Source organism: Rhodococcus sp. P4_B6, from assembly GCF_056402215.1.
On record NZ_JBFUHV010000022.1, the window covers coordinates 59,801 to 83,286 of the forward strand.

General features: G+C 64.8%; 22 protein-coding genes. 17 read left to right on the forward strand and 5 right to left on the reverse strand.

Annotation, left to right across the window (positions count from 1 at the left end):
* Positions 1-7: 7 nt before the first annotated feature.
* The 8 genes from AC1DWT_RS13805 (at position 8) to AC1DWT_RS13840 (ending at position 9,408) form a co-directional block, all read left to right on the forward strand.
* Positions 8-1,204, forward strand: a complete 1,197-nt coding sequence (locus AC1DWT_RS13805) for an MCE family protein (protein WP_477920981.1) — start codon at positions 8-10, stop codon at positions 1,202-1,204.
* Entirely contained in the window at positions 1,201-2,340 is a 1,140-nt protein-coding gene (locus tag AC1DWT_RS13810) for an MCE family protein (RefSeq protein ID WP_387492067.1), read from the forward strand. The genes AC1DWT_RS13805 and AC1DWT_RS13810 overlap by 4 nt, the downstream gene beginning before the upstream one ends.
* The gene (locus AC1DWT_RS13815) at positions 2,340-3,827 is read left to right on the forward strand and encodes an MCE family protein (protein WP_477920983.1); all 1,488 of its coding nucleotides are present in this window, start codon (positions 2,340-2,342) and stop codon (positions 3,825-3,827) included. The genes AC1DWT_RS13810 and AC1DWT_RS13815 overlap by 1 nt, the downstream gene beginning before the upstream one ends.
* A complete protein-coding gene (locus AC1DWT_RS13820; protein WP_072937167.1) occupies positions 3,803-4,402 on the forward strand; it encodes a hypothetical protein in 600 nt (199 codons plus the stop codon). Before AC1DWT_RS13815 ends, AC1DWT_RS13820 begins: the two co-directional genes overlap by 25 nt.
* A complete protein-coding gene (locus AC1DWT_RS13825) occupies positions 4,399-4,935 on the forward strand; it encodes a hypothetical protein (protein WP_072937166.1) in 537 nt (178 codons plus the stop codon). The genes AC1DWT_RS13820 and AC1DWT_RS13825 overlap by 4 nt, the downstream gene beginning before the upstream one ends.
* 56 nt (positions 4,936-4,991) lie before the next feature.
* The gene (locus tag AC1DWT_RS13830) at positions 4,992-6,032 is read left to right on the forward strand and encodes an ABC transporter ATP-binding protein (protein WP_072937165.1); all 1,041 of its coding nucleotides are present in this window, start codon (positions 4,992-4,994) and stop codon (positions 6,030-6,032) included.
* Between the two features lie 61 nt (positions 6,033-6,093).
* Positions 6,094-7,539, forward strand: a complete 1,446-nt coding sequence (locus AC1DWT_RS13835; protein WP_477920986.1) for an aldehyde dehydrogenase — start codon at positions 6,094-6,096, stop codon at positions 7,537-7,539.
* A gap of 201 nt (positions 7,540-7,740) precedes the next feature.
* On the forward strand, positions 7,741-9,408 hold the full coding sequence (locus AC1DWT_RS13840) for an AMP-binding protein (RefSeq protein ID WP_095862184.1): 1,668 nt from the start codon (positions 7,741-7,743) through the stop codon (positions 9,406-9,408).
* A gap of 123 nt (positions 9,409-9,531) precedes the next feature.
* On the opposite strand, the gene AC1DWT_RS13845 is transcribed toward AC1DWT_RS13840, so the two are convergent.
* The 4 genes from AC1DWT_RS13845 to AC1DWT_RS13860 form a co-directional block, all read right to left on the reverse strand.
* Positions 9,532-10,680 (reverse strand): LuxR C-terminal-related transcriptional regulator, encoded by a 1,149-nt coding sequence (locus tag AC1DWT_RS13845; RefSeq protein ID WP_477920990.1) that lies wholly within the window; start codon positions 10,678-10,680, stop codon positions 9,532-9,534.
* A complete protein-coding gene (locus tag AC1DWT_RS13850; RefSeq protein WP_477920991.1) occupies positions 10,677-11,807 on the reverse strand; it encodes a helix-turn-helix transcriptional regulator in 1,131 nt (376 codons plus the stop codon). Before AC1DWT_RS13850 ends, AC1DWT_RS13845 begins: the two co-directional genes overlap by 4 nt.
* 157 nt (positions 11,808-11,964) lie before the next feature.
* Positions 11,965-13,029, reverse strand: coding sequence for a DODA-type extradiol aromatic ring-opening family dioxygenase (locus AC1DWT_RS13855; protein ID WP_095862181.1), 1,065 nt, complete (start codon positions 13,027-13,029; stop codon positions 11,965-11,967).
* Between the two features lie 118 nt (positions 13,030-13,147).
* Positions 13,148-13,984: an IclR family transcriptional regulator gene (locus tag AC1DWT_RS13860; protein ID WP_241031341.1), complete on the reverse strand. Its 837-nt coding sequence runs from the start codon at positions 13,982-13,984 to the stop codon at positions 13,148-13,150.
* A 203-nt stretch (positions 13,985-14,187) separates the two neighbouring features.
* Here AC1DWT_RS13860 and AC1DWT_RS13865 point away from each other — a divergent pair, with 203 nt between their 5' ends.
* From AC1DWT_RS13865 to AC1DWT_RS13905, 9 genes are all read left to right on the forward strand, one after another.
* Entirely contained in the window at positions 14,188-15,255 is a 1,068-nt protein-coding gene (locus tag AC1DWT_RS13865) for an amidohydrolase family protein (protein ID WP_072937159.1), read from the forward strand.
* Positions 15,239-16,222, forward strand: coding sequence for an alpha/beta fold hydrolase (locus AC1DWT_RS13870; RefSeq protein WP_072937158.1), 984 nt, complete (start codon positions 15,239-15,241; stop codon positions 16,220-16,222). Before AC1DWT_RS13865 ends, AC1DWT_RS13870 begins: the two co-directional genes overlap by 17 nt.
* A gap of 197 nt (positions 16,223-16,419) precedes the next feature.
* Positions 16,420-17,562: an MFS transporter gene (locus AC1DWT_RS13875; RefSeq protein WP_072937157.1), complete on the forward strand. Its 1,143-nt coding sequence runs from the start codon at positions 16,420-16,422 to the stop codon at positions 17,560-17,562.
* Positions 17,563-17,656: 94 nt separating this feature from the next.
* A complete protein-coding gene (locus AC1DWT_RS13880; protein WP_477920994.1) occupies positions 17,657-18,853 on the forward strand; it encodes an NAD(P)/FAD-dependent oxidoreductase in 1,197 nt (398 codons plus the stop codon).
* Positions 18,854-18,864: 11 nt separating this feature from the next.
* Complete coding sequence (locus AC1DWT_RS13885) at positions 18,865-19,143, forward strand: hypothetical protein (protein ID WP_072937155.1); 279 nt, start codon at positions 18,865-18,867, stop codon at positions 19,141-19,143.
* 46 nt (positions 19,144-19,189) lie between these two features.
* Positions 19,190-20,503, forward strand: a complete 1,314-nt coding sequence (locus AC1DWT_RS13890) for an aromatic ring-hydroxylating oxygenase subunit alpha (protein WP_072937154.1) — start codon at positions 19,190-19,192, stop codon at positions 20,501-20,503.
* 50 nt (positions 20,504-20,553) lie between these two features.
* Positions 20,554-21,057: an aromatic-ring-hydroxylating dioxygenase subunit beta gene (locus AC1DWT_RS13895; RefSeq protein WP_477920997.1), complete on the forward strand. Its 504-nt coding sequence runs from the start codon at positions 20,554-20,556 to the stop codon at positions 21,055-21,057.
* 44 nt (positions 21,058-21,101) lie between these two features.
* Positions 21,102-21,437: a non-heme iron oxygenase ferredoxin subunit gene (locus AC1DWT_RS13900; protein WP_477920999.1), complete on the forward strand. Its 336-nt coding sequence runs from the start codon at positions 21,102-21,104 to the stop codon at positions 21,435-21,437.
* Positions 21,438-21,482: 45 nt separating this feature from the next.
* Entirely contained in the window at positions 21,483-22,265 is a 783-nt protein-coding gene (locus tag AC1DWT_RS13905; RefSeq protein WP_387492056.1) for an SDR family NAD(P)-dependent oxidoreductase, read from the forward strand.
* A gap of 224 nt (positions 22,266-22,489) precedes the next feature.
* Here the strand turns inward: AC1DWT_RS13905 and AC1DWT_RS13910 are convergent, their stop codons facing one another.
* Entirely contained in the window at positions 22,490-23,485 is a 996-nt protein-coding gene (locus AC1DWT_RS13910; RefSeq protein WP_477921001.1) for a zinc-binding dehydrogenase, read from the reverse strand.
* Position 23,486 lies beyond the last annotated feature (1 nt).

Below are 23,486 nucleotides of genomic sequence, written 5' to 3' on the forward strand. Positions count from 1 at the left end.
ACGTGAGATGGCACGGGCAGTGCCGGCGAGACTGCTCGCCGTGGTGATCGCGGTCGCCCTCGTCGGGTTGCTGACCGCCGCCTGGATCGAAAATCACTCCGTCAACCACGTCACGGCGTATTTCCAGAACACCACCGGCATGTACGTCGGGGACCGGGTGATGATTCTCGGTGTCGAGGTCGGCCGCATCACGACGATCGAGCCGGACGGTGAACGGGTCCGAGTGGAGTTCGACTACGACAACGAGTACGACGTCCCCGCCGACGCGAAGGCGGCGGTCGTCGCCCCGACCTTGGTCACCGGCCGCTACATCCAGCTCGCACCGGCGTACTCGGGTGGACCGACCCTCGCGGACGGCGAAGAGATCCCCCTCGACCGAACAGCCGTCCCGGTCGAGTTCGACGAGATCAAGAAGCAGGTGGTCAAGCTCAGCGAGGACGCCGGACGCACTCCGGAGCATCCGGACGGTTCGCTCAATCGCTTCGTCAGCAGTACCGCTCGGACACTGGACGGCACGGGCACAGCGCTCCACGACTCCCTCATCCACCTCTCGGACGCCGCCACCATCCTGAACGCGAGCGGCGAGGACCTGTTCGGCACTGTCGAGAACCTTCAGAAGTTCACTACCGCGCTCGCGGCCAGCGATCAGCAGATCCGGGCATTCAGTGGCGAACTCGCGAACGTCTCGGGGCTGCTCAACGACAACCGGACCGAACTCGACGCGGTGCTGAGCAGCATGGTGACTACCTTTCAGGAAGTCACAAAGTTCATCGAGGACAATCGTGGGGCGCTGGTCGACAATGTCGGGCAGCTCGAAGAGATCACCCGGTTGCTCGTCGACCGCCAGGACACCCTGATGTCGATCCTGCACTCCGGACCGACGGCACTGTCCGACTTCTACAACATCTACGATTCCGACGCGAACTCGCTCACGGGCGCACTCGCGGTGCCCGAAATGCCGGACCCACGCTCGCTCATCTGTGCACTCTTGACCACGGTCGATGCTCCGGGCGACGAATGCAACACGGCTGCCGGCGCTTTCGCGGCGCCCTTGGCCAACGCCGCGGTGCGGCAGGCGTCACCGGCACCGGTCACCGCCCCGCGTCCCCCGGGGATCACGCCGGGCACTCCCGCACCGAATGATCCCGTCGCCTCCATCACCCAAAGTCTGCAGAACCTCATTCTCCCGGAGGGACCACGATGACGAACTCTCTGCGAAGATCGGCGCTCACGGCAACCATGCTCGTCGGTGTCGTCGCCGCGGCGGCAGGGTGCCGATTCGACGGAATCAATTCGATCGGGCTGCCCGGCAACGCGGTCGGAGGCGACGCCCACGAGGTGACAGTCGAGCTGGCGGACATCCAGAACCTGGTCGGCAACTCACCGGTGAAGGCCGGCAACGTCATCGTGGGAAACATCAGCCACATCACGGGCGACAACTGGGGCGCCAAGCTGACCCTCGAGCTCGACCCGGATGCAGAAATCCCCGCAAACGTCAGCGCCAAGCTCGCCCAAACCAGTGTGCTGGGCTCCCAGTACCTCGAGCTCACCGTGCCGCCCGGTACGGAGGGGGTCGGCAGACTCGCCGACGGCGACGTGATCCCCCTCGCCCGCACCAGCCAGTACCCGTCCACCGAGGAAGTGCTCTCGGCACTCGCGCTCGTCCTCAACGGAAGTGGATTGCAACAGATTCGCACCGTGACCTCCGAGCTCAACCGCGTTCTGGGTGGCCGGGAGGAATCGCTGCGCAGCCTGTTCGGCAACCTCGAAGAGTTCGTCGGTGGTGTCGACCAACAGCGCGACGACATCGTCCGGGCGATCGACGGACTGGACCGTCTCGGCGCGGAACTCGCCAGTCAGAATGAGACGATCGATCGGGGAATCACGTCGATCCAACCGGCCCTGCAGGTACTCGACGAACAGCAGAAACAACTCACCACGATGCTGAACGACGTGGGACGGTTCGGCGAGGTGGCCACCGAAGTACTCGAGAGCAGCCGCGACGACCTCGACGCCAATCTGCGGTCGCTGCAGCCGGTGTTGTCGCAGCTCGCTGCGGCCGGCGACCACCTCCCGGAAGCGTTGAAGATCGCCGGAACGATCCCGTTCCCGGTGACGACCACCCAGCGCGCCGTCAGGGGCGACTACATGAATCTCTTCCTCACCCTCGACGTCAGCGCCGAGACGGTCGGCGGCAAGGTCCTCGGCAGCATCCCCCTCGACGAACTGGCGGGACTGAACCCTGCCCGCCAAGCCGTGGATCCTCTCCTGGCACCCACCGGTGCAACGACATCCGGCCGGCCCGCGACGTCCGCACCGCAGAACGGAGCACCACGCTGATGAGATCGAAACTCGTTCGCTTCCAACTCATCGTGTTCACCGTGGTGGCAGTTCTCGCCGTCGGCAACGCCGCGGTCAACTACCTCGGGTTGAAGAGGGTCACCGGGATCGGGATGTACACGATCACGGCCGAATTCGATCGCGCCGGAGGCCTCTACGTCAACTCCCTCGTTACCTACCGCGGCGTCGACGTCGGCGTCGTGAAGTCGATCGACCTGGGCCCCGATCGGGCGTCGGCGGAATTGCAGCTGGATTCCGACTTCGCGATTCCCCGGAACAGCCAGGCATTCGTCCGCAGTGTCTCGGCCATCGGCGAGCAGTATCTCGACGTGGCTCCGGCATCCTCCGAAGGTCCCTTCCTCGCGGATGGTGACGTGATCACGAAGGAGAACACCGAAATCCCGGTGCCTGCCTCCGAGGTCGTCGACAAGGTGAACGTGCTCCTGTCGGAACTGCCCAAGGACGACCTCCGAGTCACCGTCGACGAGGCCTACACCGCATTCGACGGCGCCGGACCTGCCTTGTCGCGACTCATCGACTCCTCGCGTCCTTTGATCGAACTCGCGCAGGCGAAGATCGGCACCACGAGGACCCTCCTCGACGACGCCGAACCCGTCCTCGAGGCCGGAATCGACTCGCGAGCAGACATTGCGAGCTTCGCCCACGATCTCTCCTCGTTCTCCGAGCAGTTGGTGATGAGCGACGCGCAGGTCCGCGGTGTGCTGGACAACGGATCACAGTTCTTCGACACGGTCAGCGGCACACTCGACGACGTCCGCCCCACCGTTCCGCTGCTGCTGGCGAACCTCCAAACGGTCGGTGAGGTCGTGCGAGTGAGCATCCCGGGTATCGAGCAGATCCTGGTGATCTACCCGGCCGTGTCGGCATCGATCAACTACATGCACCGGGGAGTCCAGGGCGACGACCGGGTGTACGGTCAGGGCGCCCTCGACGTCAAGCTCGGCAACTCCGCGAACCCGCTCCCCTGCACCGAGGGTTACCAGGAAACCCAGCGGCGCGACCCCAGCGATCTCAGCGCGATCCCCGCACCGGAGAATTCCTACTGCAAGCTGCCGCAGGCCGACCCTCGGGTCGCACGAGGGGCACGGAACATCCCCTGCGCGACGAATCCCGCGGTGCGCACCGCCGAGATCGCGGACTGCCCGGGCGGTCTGCCGTCCACGTGGCCGGACATACTTGCCCGGCCGGGACAACCGTATTCGCCGCCGCCGGTGGATACCGGCGGTCCGAGCACGGGACCGATCTCGACCCCGCCGAGCCCGGACGCCACCGAACCCGGAACCGTCACACCGGCCTCGTGGTCGAACCGACAAGAATTGGGGAGCGGCGCCGGCACTCTCAGCGTTCCCTATGACCCGGTTACCGGAAATTTCCGGGCACCGAACGGCGATCTCTACTCGATCGCCGGCGTTTCCGCACCACACCCGAAGGAGGAATCGACATGGCAGGCACTTCTGCTCCGGTAGAGGTCGAACCCCGCCTCGACCAGCCCGGCCCCGACCGACCCGGGGACGAGGCCCCAGCGGGGGCCGTACCCGACTCCGAGGAGCGGGCACCGACGCGCGGATTCCTCATCGGCCTGGCCACGACCGCGGTGATCGCGATCGCCGCCGTCGTCGTCGGCGGCGTCTCGTGGACCAACCTACGCACCGAACAGACCGCACAGTCCCGAGACGAGCAGGTCCTCGAGACGGCACGGCAGGTGGTGGTCAACCTCGTGACACTGCGGCACCAGAGCGTCGACGAAGATATCCAACGCGTCGCGGACGGCACCACAGGACCGTTCCGCGACCAATTCACTAGCGCGTCGGGCAGTTTCGGTGACGTATTGAACCAGGGCCAGGTCGAGTCGACCGGTGAAGTAAAGGAAGCCGGTCTCGTCGAGGCCGACGACGACCACGCCGTGGTCCTCGCCGCCGTGACGTCCACGGTCAAGAACACCGAGGCACCCGACGGCGAGATCCGCGTCTACCGCATGAAGGTCTCGCTCGATTCGGTGGACGGCAACTGGCTCGTCTCGGATGTGGAGTTCGTAGCATGAGAAACACACTTACCCGGATACCCGAGGCCATCGCCACCTGGTCCTACGCGCGGCGGCGGGCCACCCGCTACCTCGCCGTGCTTCTCGCAGGCGGACTCGTCGCGGTCGCGGTCGCGGTCGCGGTCACCCTCCAGGTCCACGATCACCACCAGATCAACAGCGCGGAGGCACAGGCGCGTGAACGCGCCACTCAGCTGGTCGCCGACGTGTTGTCGTACGACTTCAACACCATCGACACGCATTTCACCGACGTACTTCCCAGTCTCGGTGGCGATCTGCGCGGCCAGTTCGACAGTGTCGGCAAAGAGGTCATCATTCCGTCGGCGAAACAGCGCCAGGTCGTCACCTCTGCGACCGTCGTCGAATCCTCCGTCGTGGCCGCGTCGGAAGACGCGGTGACTCTGCTGTTCTTCGTCAACCAGTCGACCACCAGCACCGACAGCGCCGCACCGAAGTTGGACGGAAGTCGCGTGCGGGTCGGCATGACCGAGCAGGAGGGTACGTGGGTCATGACGGAGATGACTCCGGTCTGACCGTTTCCCCGAAACACGGGGATCAGTCGATGTTTTCGCAATCGTAGGAGGTAAAAGTGGGTGTCGAGGTATCCGTCGAGGGACTGACCAAGTCGTTCGGCTCGCAGAGGATCTGGCAGGACGTCACGTTGATCCTGCCCACCGGCGAGGTCAGCGCATTGCTCGGCCCGTCCGGAACGGGCAAATCGGTGTTCCTGAAATCGCTGATCGGTCTGCTCCGCCCCGAGCAGGGCTCGATCGTGATCGACGGCACCAACATTCTCGAATGCTCGTCCAAGGAACTCTACGAGATCCGCAAGCTGTTCGGGGTGCTGTTCCAGGACGGTGCGTTGTTCGGCTCGATGAACCTGTACGACAACGTGGCCTTCCCGCTGCGCGAGCACACCAAGAAGTCCGAGTCGGACGTCCGCAAGATCGTGATGGAGAAGATGGAACTCGTCGGCCTGCTCGGGGCCGAGGACAAACTGCCCGGGGAGATCTCCGGTGGCATGCGCAAGCGGGCCGGCCTGGCCCGGGCGCTGGTGCTGGACCCGCAGATCATCCTCGTCGACGAACCCGACTCCGGCCTGGACCCGGTSCGYACCACCTACATCAGCCAGACGCTGATCGACATCAACGCCGAAATCGACGCGACGATCCTGATCGTCTCGCACAACATCAACCTCGCGCGGACGGTGCCGGACAACATCGGCATGCTGTTCCGCCGACAACTGGTGATGTTCGGACCCCGCGAGGTGCTGCTCACCAGCGACCAGCCGGTGGTCAAACAGTTCCTCAACGGCACCATGATCGGCCCGATCGGGATGTCCGAGGAGAAAGACGAGGCCACCATGGCCGCCGAGCAGGCCATGGTCGACGCCGGACACCACGCCGGTGGTGTCGACGACGTCGAGGGCATCGTCCCGCAGATGAAGGCCACCCCGGGGATGCCGTTCCGGCAGGCCGTCGCCCGCCGGCAGGAACGCGTCCGCGACATCTTGCACACCCTGCCGGAGAACGCGCAGGTCGCCATCCAGGACAGCTTCGAGGAGAGCTTCGGCCCCTACGACGACACCGAGGATTTCTCGATATACGAGGAGCCCCTCGAATCCGTGTGATCCATCTTCCCGGTTCACGACTCGGCAACAAGAACAGCCAGATCAACGAGAGGAACCCGTCATGACGACGAACAACAACGCCTTCTTCATCGGAGGCGAATGGCATGCGCCCGCCTCGAGTGGCGTGATCACGGTGGTATCGCCCAACGACGAACAGGTGGTGGGCCACACCCCCGATGGCGCCGAACCCGACATGGACGCCGCCGTCGACGCGGCACGCCGGGCATTCGACGATCCGACCGGTTGGTCGCAGTGGGAACCGGCTCGGCGAGCGCAGGCACTGGGACGCCTTGCAGATGCGCTCGACAAACGCGCACCGGAGATGGTCCAGGCGGTGAGCTCACAGAACGGCATGCCCGTCGCGGTCGCAGAGAAGCTGGAAGCCGTATTCCCGCAGGTTCTGCTGCGCTACTACGCCGGATTGATCGAGAACGACTCCTTCGAGGAGACACGGCCGGGTCTGCTCGGCGGATCGACTCTCGTGACCAAGACCCCGATCGGGGTCGTCGGCGCGATCGTCCCGTGGAACTTCCCGCAGGCACTCGCCGCGTTCAAATACGCTCCCGCTCTGGCTGCCGGGTGCACGATCGTCATCAAGCCGTCCCCGGAGACGGTCCTCGACAGCTACGTTCTCGCGGAAGCGGTCGAAGAGGCAGCCCTGCCGGCGGGCGTGATCAACATCGTGCCCGGCGGTCGCGAACTGGGCGCGTACCTGGTCTCGCATCCCGGCATCGACAAGGTGGCGTTCACCGGGTCGTCGACTGCCGGCCGCAACATCGCCGAGGCCTGCGGCCGACTGCTCCGGCCGGTCACGCTGGAACTCGGTGGAAAGTCGGCGGCGATCATCCTCGACGACGCGAATCTGGATCTCGCCACCGTCGGCGAACAGCTGTTCGGGGCGACCATGCTGAACAACGGCCAGGTCTGCTACCTCGGCACCCGCATCCTGGCACCACAGTCGCGCTACCAGGAAGTGGTCGACACGTTCAGTGCTCTGGCCGGGTCACTGACCGTAGGAAGTTCCCTCGACCCCGCCACGATGATCGGACCGATGGCCAGCGCCCGGCAGCGCGACCGGGTCGAGTCCTACATCGCGAAGGGCAGAGGCGAGGGTGCCCGCATCACGGTCGGTGGTGGACGCCCCGCGGACCTCGAGAAGGGATGGTTCGTGGAACCGACCATCTTCGCGGACGTCGACAACAACTACACGATCGCCCAGGAGGAGATCTTCGGACCCGTGCTGTCGATCATTTCTTATCGGGACGACGAGGACGCTGTCCGCATCGCCAACGACAGCGACTTCGGTCTCGGCGGCACCGTCTTCACCGCCGATCACGACCACGGAGTCGCCGTCGCCCTGCGCATCCAGACGGGAACCGTCGGCATCAACGGCTACCTTCCCGATCCGACGGCGCCGTTCGGTGGTGTCAAGGCCAGTGGCCTCGGACGCGAATTGGGTCCGGAGGCCCTGTCCGCCTATCTCGTGCCGAAGTCGATCTACCTGTAAGGGCGAGTGCGGGTGCGGCACTCGGGGCGCACCCGCATCGCTCCGCGGACCACTCATCCCCATGGGGCATTTCCCTCCCCCCGAAGGATGAGAACGCGTCCGATTCGCACCTTTTACCCCCTCTCGGTCGGCATTATGGTTCGACCAAACACTGTGGCCTGTCCCCTGTCGGGAGAGGCACCTGAAAGCAAGGATCCGCACATGGATGTCATGGAACACGCGGGAGCGATTCTCCCCGAGGACCGCTACAGTGCGAGCACCCTCGAGGCGTTCCGATCGAACGGGTACTGGCGCGACGAGAGCCTGACCCAATACGTGGACCGGTGGGCGGACACCGACCCGGACTTCGTCGCCGTCACCGACGGCTACGGAACTCTCACGCGCGGTGAACTTCGAGCGCAGGCGTACCGTCTCGCGGCCTCCCTGCAGACGCTCGGCGTCGAACGGGGTGACCGCGTTCAGGTCCAGTTGCCGAACTGGAACGAGTTCGTCGTCATCTACGTGGCGCTCGCCCGGATCGGCGCCGTCCTCGTGCCCACCATGCCGGTGTACCGGCACGACGAGGTGCGCTACGTACTGGAGCACTCCGGAGCCAAGATCTCCTTCGTCACCGAGGAATTCCGCAAGTTCCGGTACACGGATATGCTCGCCGAGGTGCGTAAGGACGTACCCGGACTCGAACAGGTCGTCGTCGTGCGTGGGACGGCGGGCGCCGGCACGATCGCCTTCGATGACCTGATTGCCGGCGACCATGTACCCGGCGACGACGAACTCGGACCACCACCGCCCGCGGATGCCGCCCACGCCATCATCTACACCTCGGGAACCGAGTCGCGGCCGAAAGGCTGCCAACATACCTTCAACACACTATCTTTCACCGCCCACGGACTCGGCGGGCAGGTGATGGGGCTGAACCCCGACGACGTGATGTTCATGCCCTCTCCCGTCACCCACGCGACAGGACTGGCCGTGGGAGTGGCGACTCCGTTGATCCTCGGAAGCGGGATCCACCTTCTCGACGTGTGGGAGCCCAACGAGGGACTCCGGCGTATCGCGGAATTCAAGACGACAGTGAGCATGGCCGCGACACCATTCCTCCAGATGGCACTCGGGGCCATCGAAGCCGGTGCCGACCACGACGTCAGCGCGATGCGACTCTGGGTCAGCGCCGGCGCACCGATACCCGAGACCCTTCTTCGGAAATGGAAGACGGCACTACCTGACTGCACACTCTTACCGGTATACGGCAGTAGCGAAGGACTACTGGTGACGGCAGTGCGTGTCGACGACCCGCTCGAGAAGGTGCTCTCCTCAGACGGGCGTGCGTTCGATGGTGTCGGTCTCGAGATCCGCGACGAGGAAGGCACCACCGTACCGGCCGGCGAGGAAGGCCAGATCTTCTACGGAGGACCGGGCATCTTCCTCGGGTACTGGCGCGACCCCGAACGCACGACCGCGTCGGTCGACGCACGTGGGTTCCTCTCCTCAGGTGATCTCGGCCGCGTCGACAAAGACGGCTATCTGCGGGTCACGGGACGAATCAAGGACCTCATCATCCGCGGCGGCATGAACATCTCGGCGCGGGAAGTGGAGGAGCACCTCCTGGCGCACCCGCGTATCACCGCAGCTGCAGCTGTGTCGATGCCCGACGCGCGTCTCGGCGAGAAGGTATGCGCCTTCGTCGTTGCCAACGGCCCCGCACCAACTCTGGACGAAATCGCCGACTTCCTGCGAATCGAGCGCAAGGCCATGGTGCAGAAGATTCCCGAGAAGCTGGTAGTCGTCGATCAACTCCCCACCACCGCGACCGGCAAGATCCAGAAGTTCCTTCTCCGCAAGCAAGCGGCCGAAGCGGTTGCCGGCGACTAGATCCCGACCAGGACACAGGACCGCCCCCCTCGCCGAGGCAAGGGGGGCGGTATTCGTGCATGTGGTGAGCCCGTCACCCACCGAGATGGTCTGAGTGCGCGCGTGAGACTTTCGTGGCCCCTGTCACCGTTGGCCGGTCATCGCCAGATAGCGGTAGATCGCCTCGGACCGGTTCATCGCGCCCAGCTTGCGAAGTATCTTCTTGACGTGTGTCTTCACCGTGAAGATGCTGATGACGAGTTCGTTCGCGATCTCGGCGTTCGATGCGCCCCGGATCAGCAACGTGAACACCTCGCGCTCACGCGTCGTCAGCGATTCCAGCGCGGCGGGATTCAGATCGTCGTAGGGCGTACCGGGCAACGCCGAGACCTGCTCGGCCGAGGTCTCGTCGAGGAAACTGACGTCCGCATGTTCGAGAAGCTCGGCTTCGCGGGCTTCCTGTTGCAGGCGTTGGACGATCACATCCTTCTGTTCACTGAGGCGGTCGGCCAGCATCGCCCGTTCGAACAACGTCCCGAAACCGCGGGCATATGCCCCGAGCATGTCCCGGACCACAACGTTCACCGGGTCCCCGGAAGGTCGACTGCCGTGCACGAGACCGATGACACCGGTCGACACGGTAATCGGGGCAACCACATAGGAGTCGGCGGCGAGCATCTGCACGACCTCGGCACTCGGCCGGACGTCGGCGTTCGGCCCGGCGAGTACCGCGGATCTGGTCTTACACGCCCGGCTCTCGGCTGATTCGAAACCGAGGGGTAATGCCTRCAGGGAACTCAGGACCTCGTCCGACCTCGTCGAGCTGTGGAGCTCGAGCGCCGTCCACGAGCCGTTGTGCACCTCGGACAGGAGAATTCGGTCGAGTCGCGCTGCGTTCGCAGCCTCGAAGCAGATTCTTTTGCGAAGACCGGCAACGGATTCCGAGCCCCGTAAACGCCGGATCGCGCTGGCGAACTCGGCGGGTTGCACGACGTGCCCCGGACCCTCGCGCATTGTGCGAATCCGCGTGCGCGTGTTCTGAAGGTCGACGATGAGGCGACCGAGCGCTCGTTGCTGCTCGGGGCCGAGCGCGGGGAATGTCGCAAGTGCCGATTCCGTGGCCTCGTCGAGGAGCGCCATCTGGGTGCCGAGCGAGACAACGCGGATCTCGTGGGAGCGGGGGCCGACGCCGTACTCGTCGCGCAACCGATCGAGGAGAACGATGACCGCGTGCGACAACTCGCGGTCGGTCGTCGACCTGACGGTCGCTCGCCCCTCCGTCTTCCCTGTCATCTCGCTCGGCGCGCCTGACTCGAGTAGAGGGCCGTCGCCGCGGCACGAGTCGGTGCGTGCAGCTTCTTGAGCACGGATTTCACATGCGATTTCACGGTGCCCTCGGAGATGACCAGTGCCTGCGCAATCTGATTGTTGGTGGCCCCGGTTGCCAGGTGGGACAGGATCTCGCGCTCCCGGACGGTCAGCACGCTGTTGATCTCGAGCGCCCGGTTCTCCCCGGGCTCATCCGTGGAGCCCTCGACCGGTGCGGCGGCCTGATGAGAGAGAACCGCATCCGCCTTCGAGATCCGGTCCAGCATCGTCTGGGTTGCGTCGAACGACTCCTCCACCCGGGCACGCTGCAGTTGAATTCGGTGCTTCAGCACCGCCTGCTCGTACACGATGGCCAGAATGGTCGCGAAGGTGTCCAACCGATCCCGGTCGTCGGGATCGAGAACATGCTCCGACCCTGGCCGGTCGGCGTGGAGCAGTCCGATGACCTTACCTGCGGACATGACCGGCGCCGCGACGTATGCCGACGTCCGAGATCGGCTGACGATCTCCTTGTGTGTGCGGTCGTCGTCAGCCGGGGCGGCGACCAGCGCGGGAACCCGGCGTCGGACCAGCTCGGTTTCCAGAGGCGCTTCAGCCAGGGACAACACCGCGGAGTCGACGTAGTCGGAGAAGTCGAGAGGCGAGCCGTCGAGCTCGGGCCGCAGATAGAGGCGGCGGGGCTGCCACAGAGAGCCGGACACAGCTGAGACCATCGAGCGCGCGAAGGGCAATTGTGTACACACCACCTCCGGTGCCGCCTCGATGATCTGTCGCGGGGAAAGTCCCCGAAGCGTCACCGCGGCGTCGTGCACCTCGCCCAGCTCCGCGATCCGGCGAATCGCCTCGGTTCTCGCCAGCTGCTCCTGAACACGTTCGATGTCGACGAGAACCCGGCAAGCGTCTCCGATATCGGTCTCGGCGAGCTGCCCATCGGTCAGCGCTTCGACGAGGCGACCCCTTGCCGCTGCAAGAGACACCGACAACGTGGGAGAGCCGACGTCCGGGTTGTGCTGGTGGTCGACCAGCAGCTTCCTTGCCCTGCCGATACAGTCGGCTGCTTGGTGCTCGAGATCCGCGTGATCAGGATCCATTGACGTCTTCGTCCGGCTCACCTTCTCGTCACACCTCCGGCCGCATCGGCACACCACTCGACATGATTGTTGTGACTGGCATCACTCTGCAGTGTAGCCCGATCGCCCAGCTATCGTCCAATGGTATGACCGATCAGCTGATCGCGGGTACGCTGATCTACCCCGAGTACACGGCAAATGCCTTGTTGGAGTTGAAGACGTCGGTCACCACGAGGTCCGACCAGTCTCGGCGCAGGCCGAGCTCCTCGACCGCACCGAGCATGCAGAACCAGTTGAGAATTTCGTGCTGGCCGGCGTCGACAACTTCTGCGCTGGTGTAGTTGCGCATCAGCCCGAAGTCGTCCTCGAGCAGCGCCTTGTAGATACGCAGGTCGGCTTCGGTATCGGGACGCATATGCCACAGCTTGTCGGCGAGGAAGGCGTGCGACCAACTCGAGGAGGCGACGAACGCCACCCTGAGATCACGGTCGCGGAAATGTTGCGCGACCGCCCGACCGACTTGGAAACACCGGGCCGGCGTCGGACCCGAGGGGTCGAGAACCTCCGATTCGATGTCGGCGAATCGCGCCAATCCACCTTTGCGCGCGATGGCATGCTGCCCATAGCAATTGACCGTCATCGGGATGAAGGGATATGACATCTCGGCGCCGGCGTCGGCGTAGTCGAGGAACAATTGCGTATTCAGGATCGCGTGCGGAAAATGTGCGGCGGTGCGCTTCTTGTACGAGTAGGCCATGTCGAATCCGCGCTCGATCAGGCCGTCGGCGAGTTTCCTGGCCCCCGACGCGTCACCATGCATCACGATCTCGAAATCGTCCGGCTTCCCCCAGAAGTTCGGACTGCCTCGCTCGTTCATCACCTCGAAGGCGGGCACCTCGAGGTCTCCGTAGGCGAGCACGCAGAACGGTGGCACCACCTCCTCGCGAAAATTCTCGTACTGGTCGTCGCCCCACACCACGACGACGTCGGGGGCGAACTCGTCGACCGCGTCACGCACCCGAGTCAGATTCGCCACCAGCTCCGCACGATGCGCCGATGCGGCGGCGGTTCCACCGTCGTCGGACCACTCGCGACGCATACGGTCCGGCCAGTGGGCCGGGTCCTTCTCCTCGTCGGGGATGTCCGGGTCGGTGAGAGTCCATCGCAGCAGACCTGCCATGTGCTCGTCGGTTCCCGCCAACAGCGGGTAGTGGGTCATGCCGAGAGCGAGGAAGTCTCCCATTGGCCGTCCTTTCTGAGGTGGCGCCTCGGCGCCGTCACACGCGCCGGGGGTATCGCTCCCCATCGTGTGACGTGCGCGCGCCACACGCACAGCAAGTTCCAGTGCCCGGAACGCGGCGTCAGTCGTCGAACGGAAAGAGATCGGCCCTACCCTGGGCGAGCATCTGGGTGGTGTCACGGCAGATGCGGTGAGCAGTCAGTTTGACGGCGTTGATCACCGACTCCGAGACCTCCTTCGCCGAGTCGAACTGAACGGCGACAGCACCCATCGGCCGGCCCTTGATCAGCACCGGCGCGGCGATGTTGCCCAAGCCCAGAACCACCCCGTCCTTCTGCACGGCAACTCCCGCCACTCGAACGTGCTTCAACTCGTGGCGAATTCGGACCGGGTCCGTGATCGACTTCGGCGTCAGTCCTACCAGAGGTCCGGCCAGCAGTTCGGTGAGCTCCTCTTCACGCAGATGCGCCATCATCGCCCGGCCCATCGCGGACAGGTGCGCGGGGATCCGGGTGCCCACCTCCCCGATGGGTCGCGCGTGGTTCACCGCGAACAGCGCCTGCAGCACGACGACTTCGTTGCCCCTGAGGACGCCGAAGTGCACGGATTCCTTCGACCAGGCCTGCAACTGCGCCAAGTGCGGCAGCGCAACCTCGCGCATTCCGTCCACCGGCATGGACGAAACCAGCCGCAACAGCCGGATACCGAGCCGGTACCCGGCACCGTGTTCCTCTATCACCGCCAGTTCACCCAACCGCTGCAGCAATCTGTGCACCGTCGACTTGGGCAGGCCCGTCTTCCTGCTGATCTGTGTCAGGGTCAGAACCCGATCGCGCTCGTTGAACGCATCGATGATCGAGAACGCCTTCGCCAGGATCGAAGGCGGTGAGCTCCCCGCACCGCCGGTGTCGTGCTTGTCTTCTTCCATCTGCATCATCCGGGCCTCCGCAATCTTCACTCCGCCGACCCCGCGGAAAACTACTGTAACGGCGGTCACAGCGCGCTGACATTCAGGGTACGTGCCCGCCGATCGGTTCCAGCCCCCGGAACTACAGCGGCCGCAGCCGCACCGAGCCCCTAACGTTCCCTCCGTCCGGCTTGCCCGACGACGCGGGCAGGCCGGACGGAACACGCCACGGATGCGCGCGAAAGGAGACCCTCGTGGTTCCACCCGGCACCATCGATGTGCATGCGCACTACTTCCCCCGGGACGCACCCCCTGCCGACGTCATCGCAGGTTTTCCGCGAGCACCCCGATTGGTGCTCGATTCTCCCGCGGAGGGACGGCTCGTCCGCGGATCCGAAGACTTCCGCGCCGTCCGGCGCGCTCTCTGGGATGTGCCGGCGCGCTTGGAGGACATGGATCGCGCGGGCGTCGGGGTTCAGGCGATTTCTCCTGTTCCGGTCACCCTGGAGTACGGCGCCGCGCCGGCACCCTTCGCCGCGTACTGCCGGTGGATCAATGAGTCCACCGCCCGCGCAGTGGAAGACGGCGATGGCAGGCTCATCGGAATCGGAACAGTTCCCCTCTTGTCTCCCCGGGACTGCCTATCCGAACTTCACTACCTGTCCACAGTTCTGGGACTGCGGGCGATCGAGATCGGCACACGGATCAACGGGATGGAATTGGACGACCCGGCACTCGAGTACTTCTTCGATGCGGTCGACGGTCTCGGACTCGCGGTAATGGTCCATCCCGTCGACGGAGGCGGTGGCGCGGTGCGCCGTTCGGGGTTCACTTACGACTTCGGACTGGGGATGCCCTCAGATACCGCGTTGGCGGCTACCGCGCTTGTCTTCGGCGGGGTGCTGGACCGTCATCGACGACTACGCATCGCCATGGTCCACGGGTGCGGCACCTTTCCCTGGGCATACCCGAGACTGCGCCTCGGCGCCCACTTGGCCGCCACACACGTCCCAGACGATCTGGATCGCCTCGTATCACGTCTCTACGCAGACACATTGGTCTTCGACCCGGGACTCCTGCCTGCGTTGGTACACCGCTTCGGCCCGAACCAGATCCTGCTCGGCAGCGACCACCCCTTCATTCCGGGACAACCTGGAGATGGACTGGCGGACTTGAACTCTGTGGCACAGCATTTGCCGCCCGGCACCGTGCCGAGAATCCTCCGCGAGAATGCGCTCGAATTTCTCGGACTGGCATCCGGCGCACTCGTCACCGACCACTTCTCACCGATAAAGGAAGATCACCATGGCACTCACTGCTGAAAATCTCGTCGACGTTCCCGGCTTGGCCAGCCGTTGGGTCCGACTGGCGAACGGCGCCCGCGCCCACTACATGACCGCCGGCACGTCGGGCCCCGCCGTGATCCTGCTCCACGGCGGATTGCCCGGCTCCTCAGGCCTCGCGGGATGGCGCTTCATGGCCCCCTACCTCGGCGAGAACGGTTTCCGCGTCTATTGCCCCGACATGCCCGGATTCGGCCTGTCCGATACTCGTGCGGAGTATTGGCCGGACGGCATGGAGTCCTTCGTCGACTTCATCGACCAGTTCGCCACCGCACTGTGCCTCGACGAGTTCCACCTCGCAGGAAACTCCATGGGCTGCATGAACACGGTCAATTACACGGTTGCACACCCGGACAAGGTCAAGAGCTTCATTCTGATCGCGGGAGATGTCGGCGACGTCGTCCCGGAGCACTTGACCCCGCCGGCGGGCGAGTTCCGTCTCACCGCCTACGACGGCACACGCGAGGGAATGCGCACGATGATGGAGGCGATCATCCATCGCGGTGAGGCCATCAGTGAAGATCTGATCGACATGCGCTACCTCTCCGCGAGAGACCGGATGGACGCGCACGCGAAGTTCTGGCCCACTCTCCTGCAGTACCGGCGGATCACGGACTGGACGGACGAGAATCGCGCCGCCCGTTTGGTCACCAAGGGGCGCCTCGACCGGTTGAGCACTCCGGGGCTCTACCTCTACGGACGCCAGGACATCCTGACACCGGTCGAGTGGGGGTACGTCCAGGAAGACCACCTGCCCAACGTGCAATTCTTCTATCCCGACGAGTGTGGCCACCAGGGCCAGACCGACCGACCGGACCTGTTCAACCCGGTCTTCCTCGAATTCTTCCGCGACGGGAGGGTTTCCGGAGATCTCGCCGACGCCGCCGGCGTCTCCGATCGCCGACCCGAACTGCCACTGATCGATCGCTCCCTGGTCTCTGCTTGATTCTCCGATGACAACCGATGGCCGACGCCGGAATCCACGATTCGGCGTCGGCCATCGGTTGTTTCCGCCTCCGCCAATCCAGGAAGTGTCCGATGCCCCGACCGCAGTCCGTGCCGGCCGAAATCTCACCACCTGCTCCGGCAAGATCGCTGCGAGCCGGGCATCGCGACCGGAACTGGTTCTCACTCTGTGCGGCAATGTTCGTGGTCGCGTGGGGCGGCAATCAGTTCACTCCGCTGCTGACCATGTACCGGGCGGAGCGCGGGTTCAGCGAACTCGCCGTGAACACACTGCTGTTCGCGTATGTCATCGGCCTGATCCCCTCGCTCCTCCTCGCGCATCGGCTGGCGGCCCGCTGGGGCACCCGCACTCCCCTCGTTCTCGCCGTACCCGTCAGCGCGCTGGGTTCGATACTGGTCGCAGCCGGGTCACACTACCCCGCACTGATGTTCGCCGGGCGAATGTCGACCGGCATGGCTCTGGGGATCGGAATGGTGGTCGGCGGGCTGGCGCTCGACTCGCTGACCACTTCACCCGGCCGTGCTCCACGAGCGTCGGCAATGAGTCTGACGAGCGGCTTCGCGATGGGTGCAGGTGCCGCGGGCGCCCTCGCCCAGTGGGCGCCCGCACCGACCACCGCGGCTTTTCTGCTGCACGGGGTTCTCTGTGTAGCTGCCGCCCTGCTGATCGCGCGAACGACGACGAACAGCCCGGTGCGGGCTCGGCCAGAACCGTTGGAGAGGAATCGAATACTTCTTCCCCGCGCATTCCACCTCCTGGTGATACCCGCGGCACCGTGGATCTTCGGCGCCCTCGGCATCGCGTACGCGGTGCTCCCGCCCATCGTGGCGCCTCAGCTGGAAGGCTTCGACACGGCGTTCTCCGGTCTGCTGTGTCTACTGAGTTTGGGACTGGGCTTCGTCGCGCAGCGACTCGTCGGGCGCACGGCGGGACGATCGGGCCCGGCCCGCGGGATCGGACTGACACTCTTCGTGGCCGGCACGCTCGCCGCCGCCTTTGCCGCCGCAACCGCGTCGATCTGGCTGGTCGTGGTTGCGGCATCCGTGCTGGGCGTCGGATACGGATTGACGTTGGTCGGGTGCTTGCGTGACTGCGAGCGATTGGCCCCGCCCGGCCGGCTGGGGACGATGACCGGCCGGGTCTACTGCCTGGGTTACCTGGGGTTCGGACTACCGACGGCGATCGCCTGGCTGCACAGTTCCTATGCGATCGGCACGCCTGCAACATTGCTGGGCGTGGCGTCGGCAGCCGTCGCCGCCAACGTCGCAGGTGCCGCCATTCTGCGGATCCTGTCGCGGACGCGCGCCAGTCGACGCTAGCCGGGCTACATGCTCGCCGACTCGTCACCAATTCGCGGTTCCAGCGGCCGGAACTGCACACCACCTGGGCGTGATACGTGGCTACGTTTCGACTATGTCCTTCCTGATCGTCGGCGCCTCGGTTGCAGGCACCAGAACAGCAATCGCATTGCGGCAGCGCGGTTTCGCCGGGCGCATCGTGCTCCTGGAGAGCGAGGAGCACTGGCCGTACGACAAACCCCCTCTGTCCAAGGACCTCCTGGCCGAGGGGCACGCCCCGGATGTTCCGCGGCTCCTCACACCGGAGCTCGCAGCGGAGTTCGACCTCGACGTCCGGCTGGGCGTGCGAGCCACCGCTCTGGACCCGGTACGGAGGGTAGTGATCGCCCACACCGGTGAGCAGTTCTCGTACGAGCAGTTGGTGATCGCTACCGGTGCTCACGCACGGTCCCTCCCCATTCCTGCCGTGCCGGCGGGGGTTCACACGCTGCGCACGCTCGACGACGCTACGGCTCTGCGAGAAGCGCTCACCGGCAGACCGCGGGTGGCTGTGGTTGGCGCAGGCTTCATCGGCGCCGAATTCGCGTCCGCGGCGCGGGGGCGCGGCCTCGACGTCACCCTGATCGAGGCACTCGAGATCCCGATGAGTCAGGTTCTCGGCGACGAGGCCGGACGCGAGATCGCGTCGATCCACACACTCGGCGGTGCCCAGCTCATCACCGGAGGGCGGGTGGAACGTTTCCGGGGCAGTGAGCACGTCGAGGGCGTCGTCCTTGCCGACGGAAGCGAGGTACCGGCGGACCTCGTCGTCGTCGGCGTCGGCGCAGTACCCAACACCCGGTGGCTCGAGAACAGCGGGCTTCCCGTCGACGGCGGGGTGCACTGCACTGACCGCTTCGAGGTCGAGGGATTCCCGTCGATCTTCGCCATCGGCGACCTCGCCCTGCGTCGGCATCCGCTGCTGGGTATCCGGGCGCGGATCGAGCACTGGACCAGTGCCGGCGAACAGGCCGATGCGGTCGCCGCGATCGTGACCGGTGCAGAACCCCCTGCACCGCAGCTTCCGTACGTGTGGTCGGACCAGTACGGCTCCCGGATCCAGATAGTCGGGAGGCCCTCGCTCGGTGAACTCGCCCATCGCGAGGGGGCGATCGCGGAGGGCCGCTTCCGTGCCGTCTACACCGACGCCGACCACAACCCGATCGCCCAGGTCAGCGTCAACGACCCCAGAGCAGTCGCTGCGTTCCGCAAGAACCACCGTCGCGGCGGGAGTCTCGCGGACCTCGTCGGCGGCCAGATACCCGCCCGATAAGGAAGGCACCCATGCGTCAGATCCAGCATTTCAAGGGGGGTCCGGACAAGATCCTCCACATCGAAACCGAGGGCTGCAAGATCAACGTGATCATCGGGACCCACGACCTCAGCAACGAAGTCTTCACCACCGTGGAAATCCTGCCCGCCGAACCGGACGACGACGGACGGAACTGGATGGCAATCGGCCCCACCGCCGTGCTGGTCGTCCCGGCCACCGGCTCCGATCCCGACAGTTGGCTCTTCCGGGACATCACCACAACCGATCCCCGCGTCGCCGACCACCACTAACTCACGCCGCCGGCGCGGCCCGCACTCACCAGAACGGATCAGCCCCATGACCGCAGAGCAATTCATCATCGACGACCGCGAGAACAGCCTTTTCCGGGTCAACCGTGAAGCCTTCACTTCCGAGGACGTGTTGCAGCGCGAACGAAAAGAGATCTTCGACAAGACGTGGCTGTACGTCGGACACGAGTCCGAGATTCCCGGCAAGAACGACTTCCAGACCCGGGACGTCGGCGGCCGACCGGTGATCTTCAACCGGGACCGGCACGGTGACGTCCGGGTGCTGCTCAACACCTGCCTGCACCGCGGATCCTCCGTCTGCCGGCACAGCTCCGGCAATGCGAAGATCTTCACCTGCTTCTACCACGGCTGGGCGTACCGGAACTCGGGCGAGTTGGTCAATGTGCCCGGCAACGAGGACTACAAGAGCGAGCCGGCTGCCGTGTACAAGGGTCTGCAGTCTCCGGCGCAGGTGGACTCCTACCGGGGGCTCTACTTCGTGAACTTCGATCCCGACGCGCCTGATCTGCTGACGTACCTCGGCGACGCCCGCTATTTCATCGATCTGGCAGCCGATCAGTCCCCCGAAGGCGTCGCGATCCTGGAGGGAACCCACAAGTACTCACTGAAGGCCAACTGGAAGCTCCTCGTCGAGAACAGCATCGACGGGTATCACGCCAAGTCCGTTCACCACACCTACTTCGAAATGATGATGGAACTCGGTGCCACACCACCGATGCTGGGCAAGGAGACCGTCAACGGTGTGGCACCGGCCGGTATGGGAACCGAATTCCCTAACGGGCACGCCACATTGATGTATCCGGCCAACGGACTTCCCCTGGCCACCGACAGTGTCAAGCAGACCCTCGCCGGCCTGCGGTCGCAGGCCGAACAGTCCTTCGGTGAGAATTATGCCAACGCGATGTTTGGCCTCGCGCGAAATTCGGTGTTCTTCCCCAGCCTCATCCTGATCGATCTCAGCTTCGGTTTGACGCTGCGCACATTCCACCCGGTGAGCCCATCGGAAACGCTCGTCACCGGTTGGCAGATCATCCCCAAGGGTGTCGACGAGGAGTTCGTCAGATACCGCATCAACAATGCACTCACCTTCTGGGGGCCGGCCGGCCTCGCGACCCCCGATGATGTCGAGGCCCTCGAACAGGCGCAGAAGGGGTTCGGCGCACGCGGCGAGGTCGGCTGGTCCGACGTGTCGAAGGGAATGGGCAAGCCCGTGCCGGCGGCCAACGACGAACTGCAGATGCGGTCCTGGTGGCGGGAATGGAACCGGCGCATCACCGGACAGCAGCTCCCCACCGAAGGCACGTCGTTCGTTCCCTTCGACAAGCAGGCTGCCGATGCCTGACCTCGTTCGATAAGCCGCACATCCGCCAGTCACCTCAGAAGGACACTCCCATGACTTCCGTGTCAGAGACACCCACCATCACGACGCGTAACGCCGTCGAGGAATTCCTGTTCCATGAAGCCGGCCTGATCGACGAATGGCGACTCGAGGAGTGGCTCGACCTGTTCACACTCGATTGCACGTACGAAGTACCCGCCACGGACCGGCCGGACGCGGACCCCGGTCTCACGTGGTCACTCATCCACGATGGCCGCACCATGCTCGAACAGAGGGTGATTCGCCTCAAGAAGCCGGAGGCGCACGCCGAATTTCCCCATTCACAGACCAGTCGAATCATCGGCAACGTGCGAATCCTGACACAGAACAACGAGTCGATCTCCGTCACAGCCAATTTCATCATCAACCGCGCGAAAGCCGGCAAGTTCGACACGTATGTCGGCCGCTACGACTACGACCTGACCCCTCACGGTTCCTCCTTCCTGATCCGCAGGAAGCGGGCCGTTCTCGCTCACGACATGCTCGATCCCCAGGGCAAGATCAGCTTCATCATCTGAACTGTCACCGCGCACCGTATCCGCGCATCACGAGAGGACCGACCATGGCACCGGAAATATCAACCGCAGCACTGATCTTCGCGTGCAACGAGGAAGATCTGGCCGACGGCGAAACCCTACGCTTGGAGGCGGATGGCGGGATCGCCGTCTATCGCGTCGACGGCAAGTTCTTCGCGACCTCCGACTCCTGCAGTCACGAGAAGTGGTCGCTGGGCGAGGAGGGCGAACTCGAGGGCCACGAGGTGCTCTGCACACTCCACATGGCCCGGTTCGACGTCCGCACCGGAGCACCCCTGTGCTTTCCCGCGGTGCTGGCGTTGACGAAGTATCGGACCGTGTTGAGCGACGGCCGGGTGTACGTAGCACCGAACGAAGACTGAACACTCTCGCGTCCAGCATATTCCAGAGGAAGGCAGCAGCACCACATGAACAGATTCAAAGGCCGGACTGCGGTTGTCACCGGGGCCGGCAGCGGCATCGGCCGCGCCATCGCCGTGCGACTCGCCGACGAAGGGGCGGACCTCGTCCTCGGAGACATCAGTGCCGACGCGGTGGAGGCGGTGGCCGAGCACCTTCGCCCCGGCAACGCGGCGTCCGTGACCACAATCGTCGGAGACCTCTCACAACGTGAGGACGCCGCCGACCTCATCCGACGGACTGTCACGGAACGCGGCGCGGTAGACGTGCTGGTGAACTGCGCGGGCGGTGGCGTCATCCTTCCCACGTTCGACCACACCGAGGAGACCTTGCGGGCCACCATCGACCGCAATCTCTGGACGACCCTGTACACCACACTCGAGGCGCTGCCCCACATGGTGGACGCCGGTTACGGCCGGATCGTGCACATAGGAGCGGAATCCGTGCGCAACGGTCTGTACCGGCACGCGATCTACAACGCCGCCAAGGGCGGGGTCCATGCGTTCGGGACCGGACTCGCACGAGAGTTCGCAGATGCCGGAATCACCGTGAACACGGTCGCCCCCGCGTGGATCGAGACACCGGAGGCCGCAGCCAAATTGGCGTCCGCGACCCCCGAAGCGAAGGAGGACATGGCGGTCTTCGGCGCCCAGATGCGCAACCTCATTCCGATGAACCGCCCCGGGACCGTCGAGGAAGTCGCAGCCACAGTAGCCTTCGTCGCTTCCGAAGAAGCGTCCTACGTAACCGGTCAGGTGATCAGCGTGAACGGTGGCAGTTCGATGCTCTAGACGGAGTACGACGTCGAGGCGGCGAATCCCGGCTCGAGGTCGTGCTCTCGAATGCCTCCGGCGTTTCGATCAATCCACCATTCACCGACAACGCGACGGCGTGGAACCATCGCTGACGAGATCGGTGGAGAGCCGCCGCCACGTGGTCGAACGTTCTGGCTGCGTTGCCGACAGTGTCAGACGCATACACTCTGCCAGTATGGAGTGCGGTGGCACTCCCTGTGTCAGTCGAAGAGCGCGACGAGTCGCTTCCCACCGACTTCGCCGCGAGCCAACTGCTCGAGGCCCGTACCGATCTCGGTGAATCCGATCGACTGCGTCGAGATTGCCAGATCCCCGGACGCGATGAACTTCAAGACTTCGACGGTATCGGCGGGCGTTCCTCCGATCGACCCACGCAGCTCCACCTCCTTCATGGTCAGAAGATGGGTGTTGATGGTCGCTTCGGCTCGGCCGAGACCGACCTGGACGACGCGGCCGCCGCTATTGACCACTTCGATTGCACCGGCGGTGGTAGTCCCGAAGCCCGCGAAGTCGACGATCAGGTCGAGTTCGAACGCCGCGAGGTCCTTGACGTCGTCGACAACCTGCTTCACGCCGCGTTCGATTCCGGCCGCGTGTACCTGGGGATTGATCTCCGCTGCGTAGACTTCACCGCCACCGAGCACCGCCAACCGTGCGGCGGTCATTCCGAGTCCGCCGAGACCGATGATGCCTACTCTCGTAACGGGTTTCAGGCCGCCGCGCGCGAAGACCGCGTGATACGACGTCATGCCGGCATCGGTAGCAGCAGCTGCCTGCTCGAACGGCACGGTGGCTGGGAGGGGGATGATCTCGCCGGCCGGCGCCAGCGTCTTTTCTGCGTACGCACCGTGGCGTCCGACCCCGATGTTCTTCTGTCCGAGAACTCCACTTTTGCCGTCTCCCATGGCGCTGACTGCGACACGGTCTCCGATCGAGACCGTCTCGACTCGGTCGCCGACAGCGGAGACAACTCCGGCAGCTTCGTGTCCGAGGATGATGGGGGTGAAGCCGAGGATCTCGGCCATCGTCCCGTCTGTGATGCCCACGTCTGTGTGGCATAGGCCGGCCGCYTTGAGATCCACCACAACCTCGCCGGGACCCGGGATTGGATCCGGGACATCGACAAGTTCGATCGGTGACCCGACACCGTTGAACATCCACGCTTTCACTCTGAACTCTCCTGACTTGCGGCGCATA

Bases quoted from the DNA above. Each gene is read 5' to 3' on its own strand.
- AC1DWT_RS13880 (WP_477920994.1), top strand. From the start codon at position 17,657: ATGTCCTTCCTGATCGTCGGCGCCTCGGTTGCAGGCACCAGAACAGCA.
- AC1DWT_RS13835 (WP_477920986.1), top strand. From the start codon at position 6,094: ATGACGACGAACAACAACGCCTTCTTCATCGGAGGCGAATGGCATGCG.
- AC1DWT_RS13810 (WP_387492067.1), top strand. From the start codon at position 1,201: ATGACGAACTCTCTGCGAAGATCGGCGCTCACGGCAACCATGCTCGTC.
- AC1DWT_RS13885 (WP_072937155.1), top strand. From the start codon at position 18,865: ATGCGTCAGATCCAGCATTTCAAGGGGGGTCCGGACAAGATCCTCCAC.
- AC1DWT_RS13815 (WP_477920983.1), top strand. From the start codon at position 2,340: ATGAGATCGAAACTCGTTCGCTTCCAACTCATCGTGTTCACCGTGGTG.
- AC1DWT_RS13900 (WP_477920999.1), top strand. From the start codon at position 21,102: ATGGCACCGGAAATATCAACCGCAGCACTGATCTTCGCGTGCAACGAG.
- AC1DWT_RS13840 (WP_095862184.1), top strand. From the start codon at position 7,741: ATGGATGTCATGGAACACGCGGGAGCGATTCTCCCCGAGGACCGCTAC.
- AC1DWT_RS13855 (WP_095862181.1), bottom strand. From the start codon at position 13,029: ATGGGAGACTTCCTCGCTCTCGGCATGACCCACTACCCGCTGTTGGCG.
- AC1DWT_RS13905 (WP_387492056.1), top strand. From the start codon at position 21,483: ATGAACAGATTCAAAGGCCGGACTGCGGTTGTCACCGGGGCCGGCAGC.
- AC1DWT_RS13875 (WP_072937157.1), top strand. From the start codon at position 16,420: ATGTTCGTGGTCGCGTGGGGCGGCAATCAGTTCACTCCGCTGCTGACC.
- AC1DWT_RS13870 (WP_072937158.1), top strand. From the start codon at position 15,239: ATGGCACTCACTGCTGAAAATCTCGTCGACGTTCCCGGCTTGGCCAGC.
- AC1DWT_RS13890 (WP_072937154.1), top strand. From the start codon at position 19,190: ATGACCGCAGAGCAATTCATCATCGACGACCGCGAGAACAGCCTTTTC.
- AC1DWT_RS13895 (WP_477920997.1), top strand. From the start codon at position 20,554: ATGACTTCCGTGTCAGAGACACCCACCATCACGACGCGTAACGCCGTC.
- AC1DWT_RS13820 (WP_072937167.1), top strand. From the start codon at position 3,803: ATGGCAGGCACTTCTGCTCCGGTAGAGGTCGAACCCCGCCTCGACCAG.
- AC1DWT_RS13850 (WP_477920991.1), bottom strand. From the start codon at position 11,807: ATGGATCCTGATCACGCGGATCTCGAGCACCAAGCAGCCGACTGTATC.
- AC1DWT_RS13825 (WP_072937166.1), top strand. From the start codon at position 4,399: ATGAGAAACACACTTACCCGGATACCCGAGGCCATCGCCACCTGGTCC.
- AC1DWT_RS13805 (WP_477920981.1), top strand. From the start codon at position 8: ATGGCACGGGCAGTGCCGGCGAGACTGCTCGCCGTGGTGATCGCGGTC.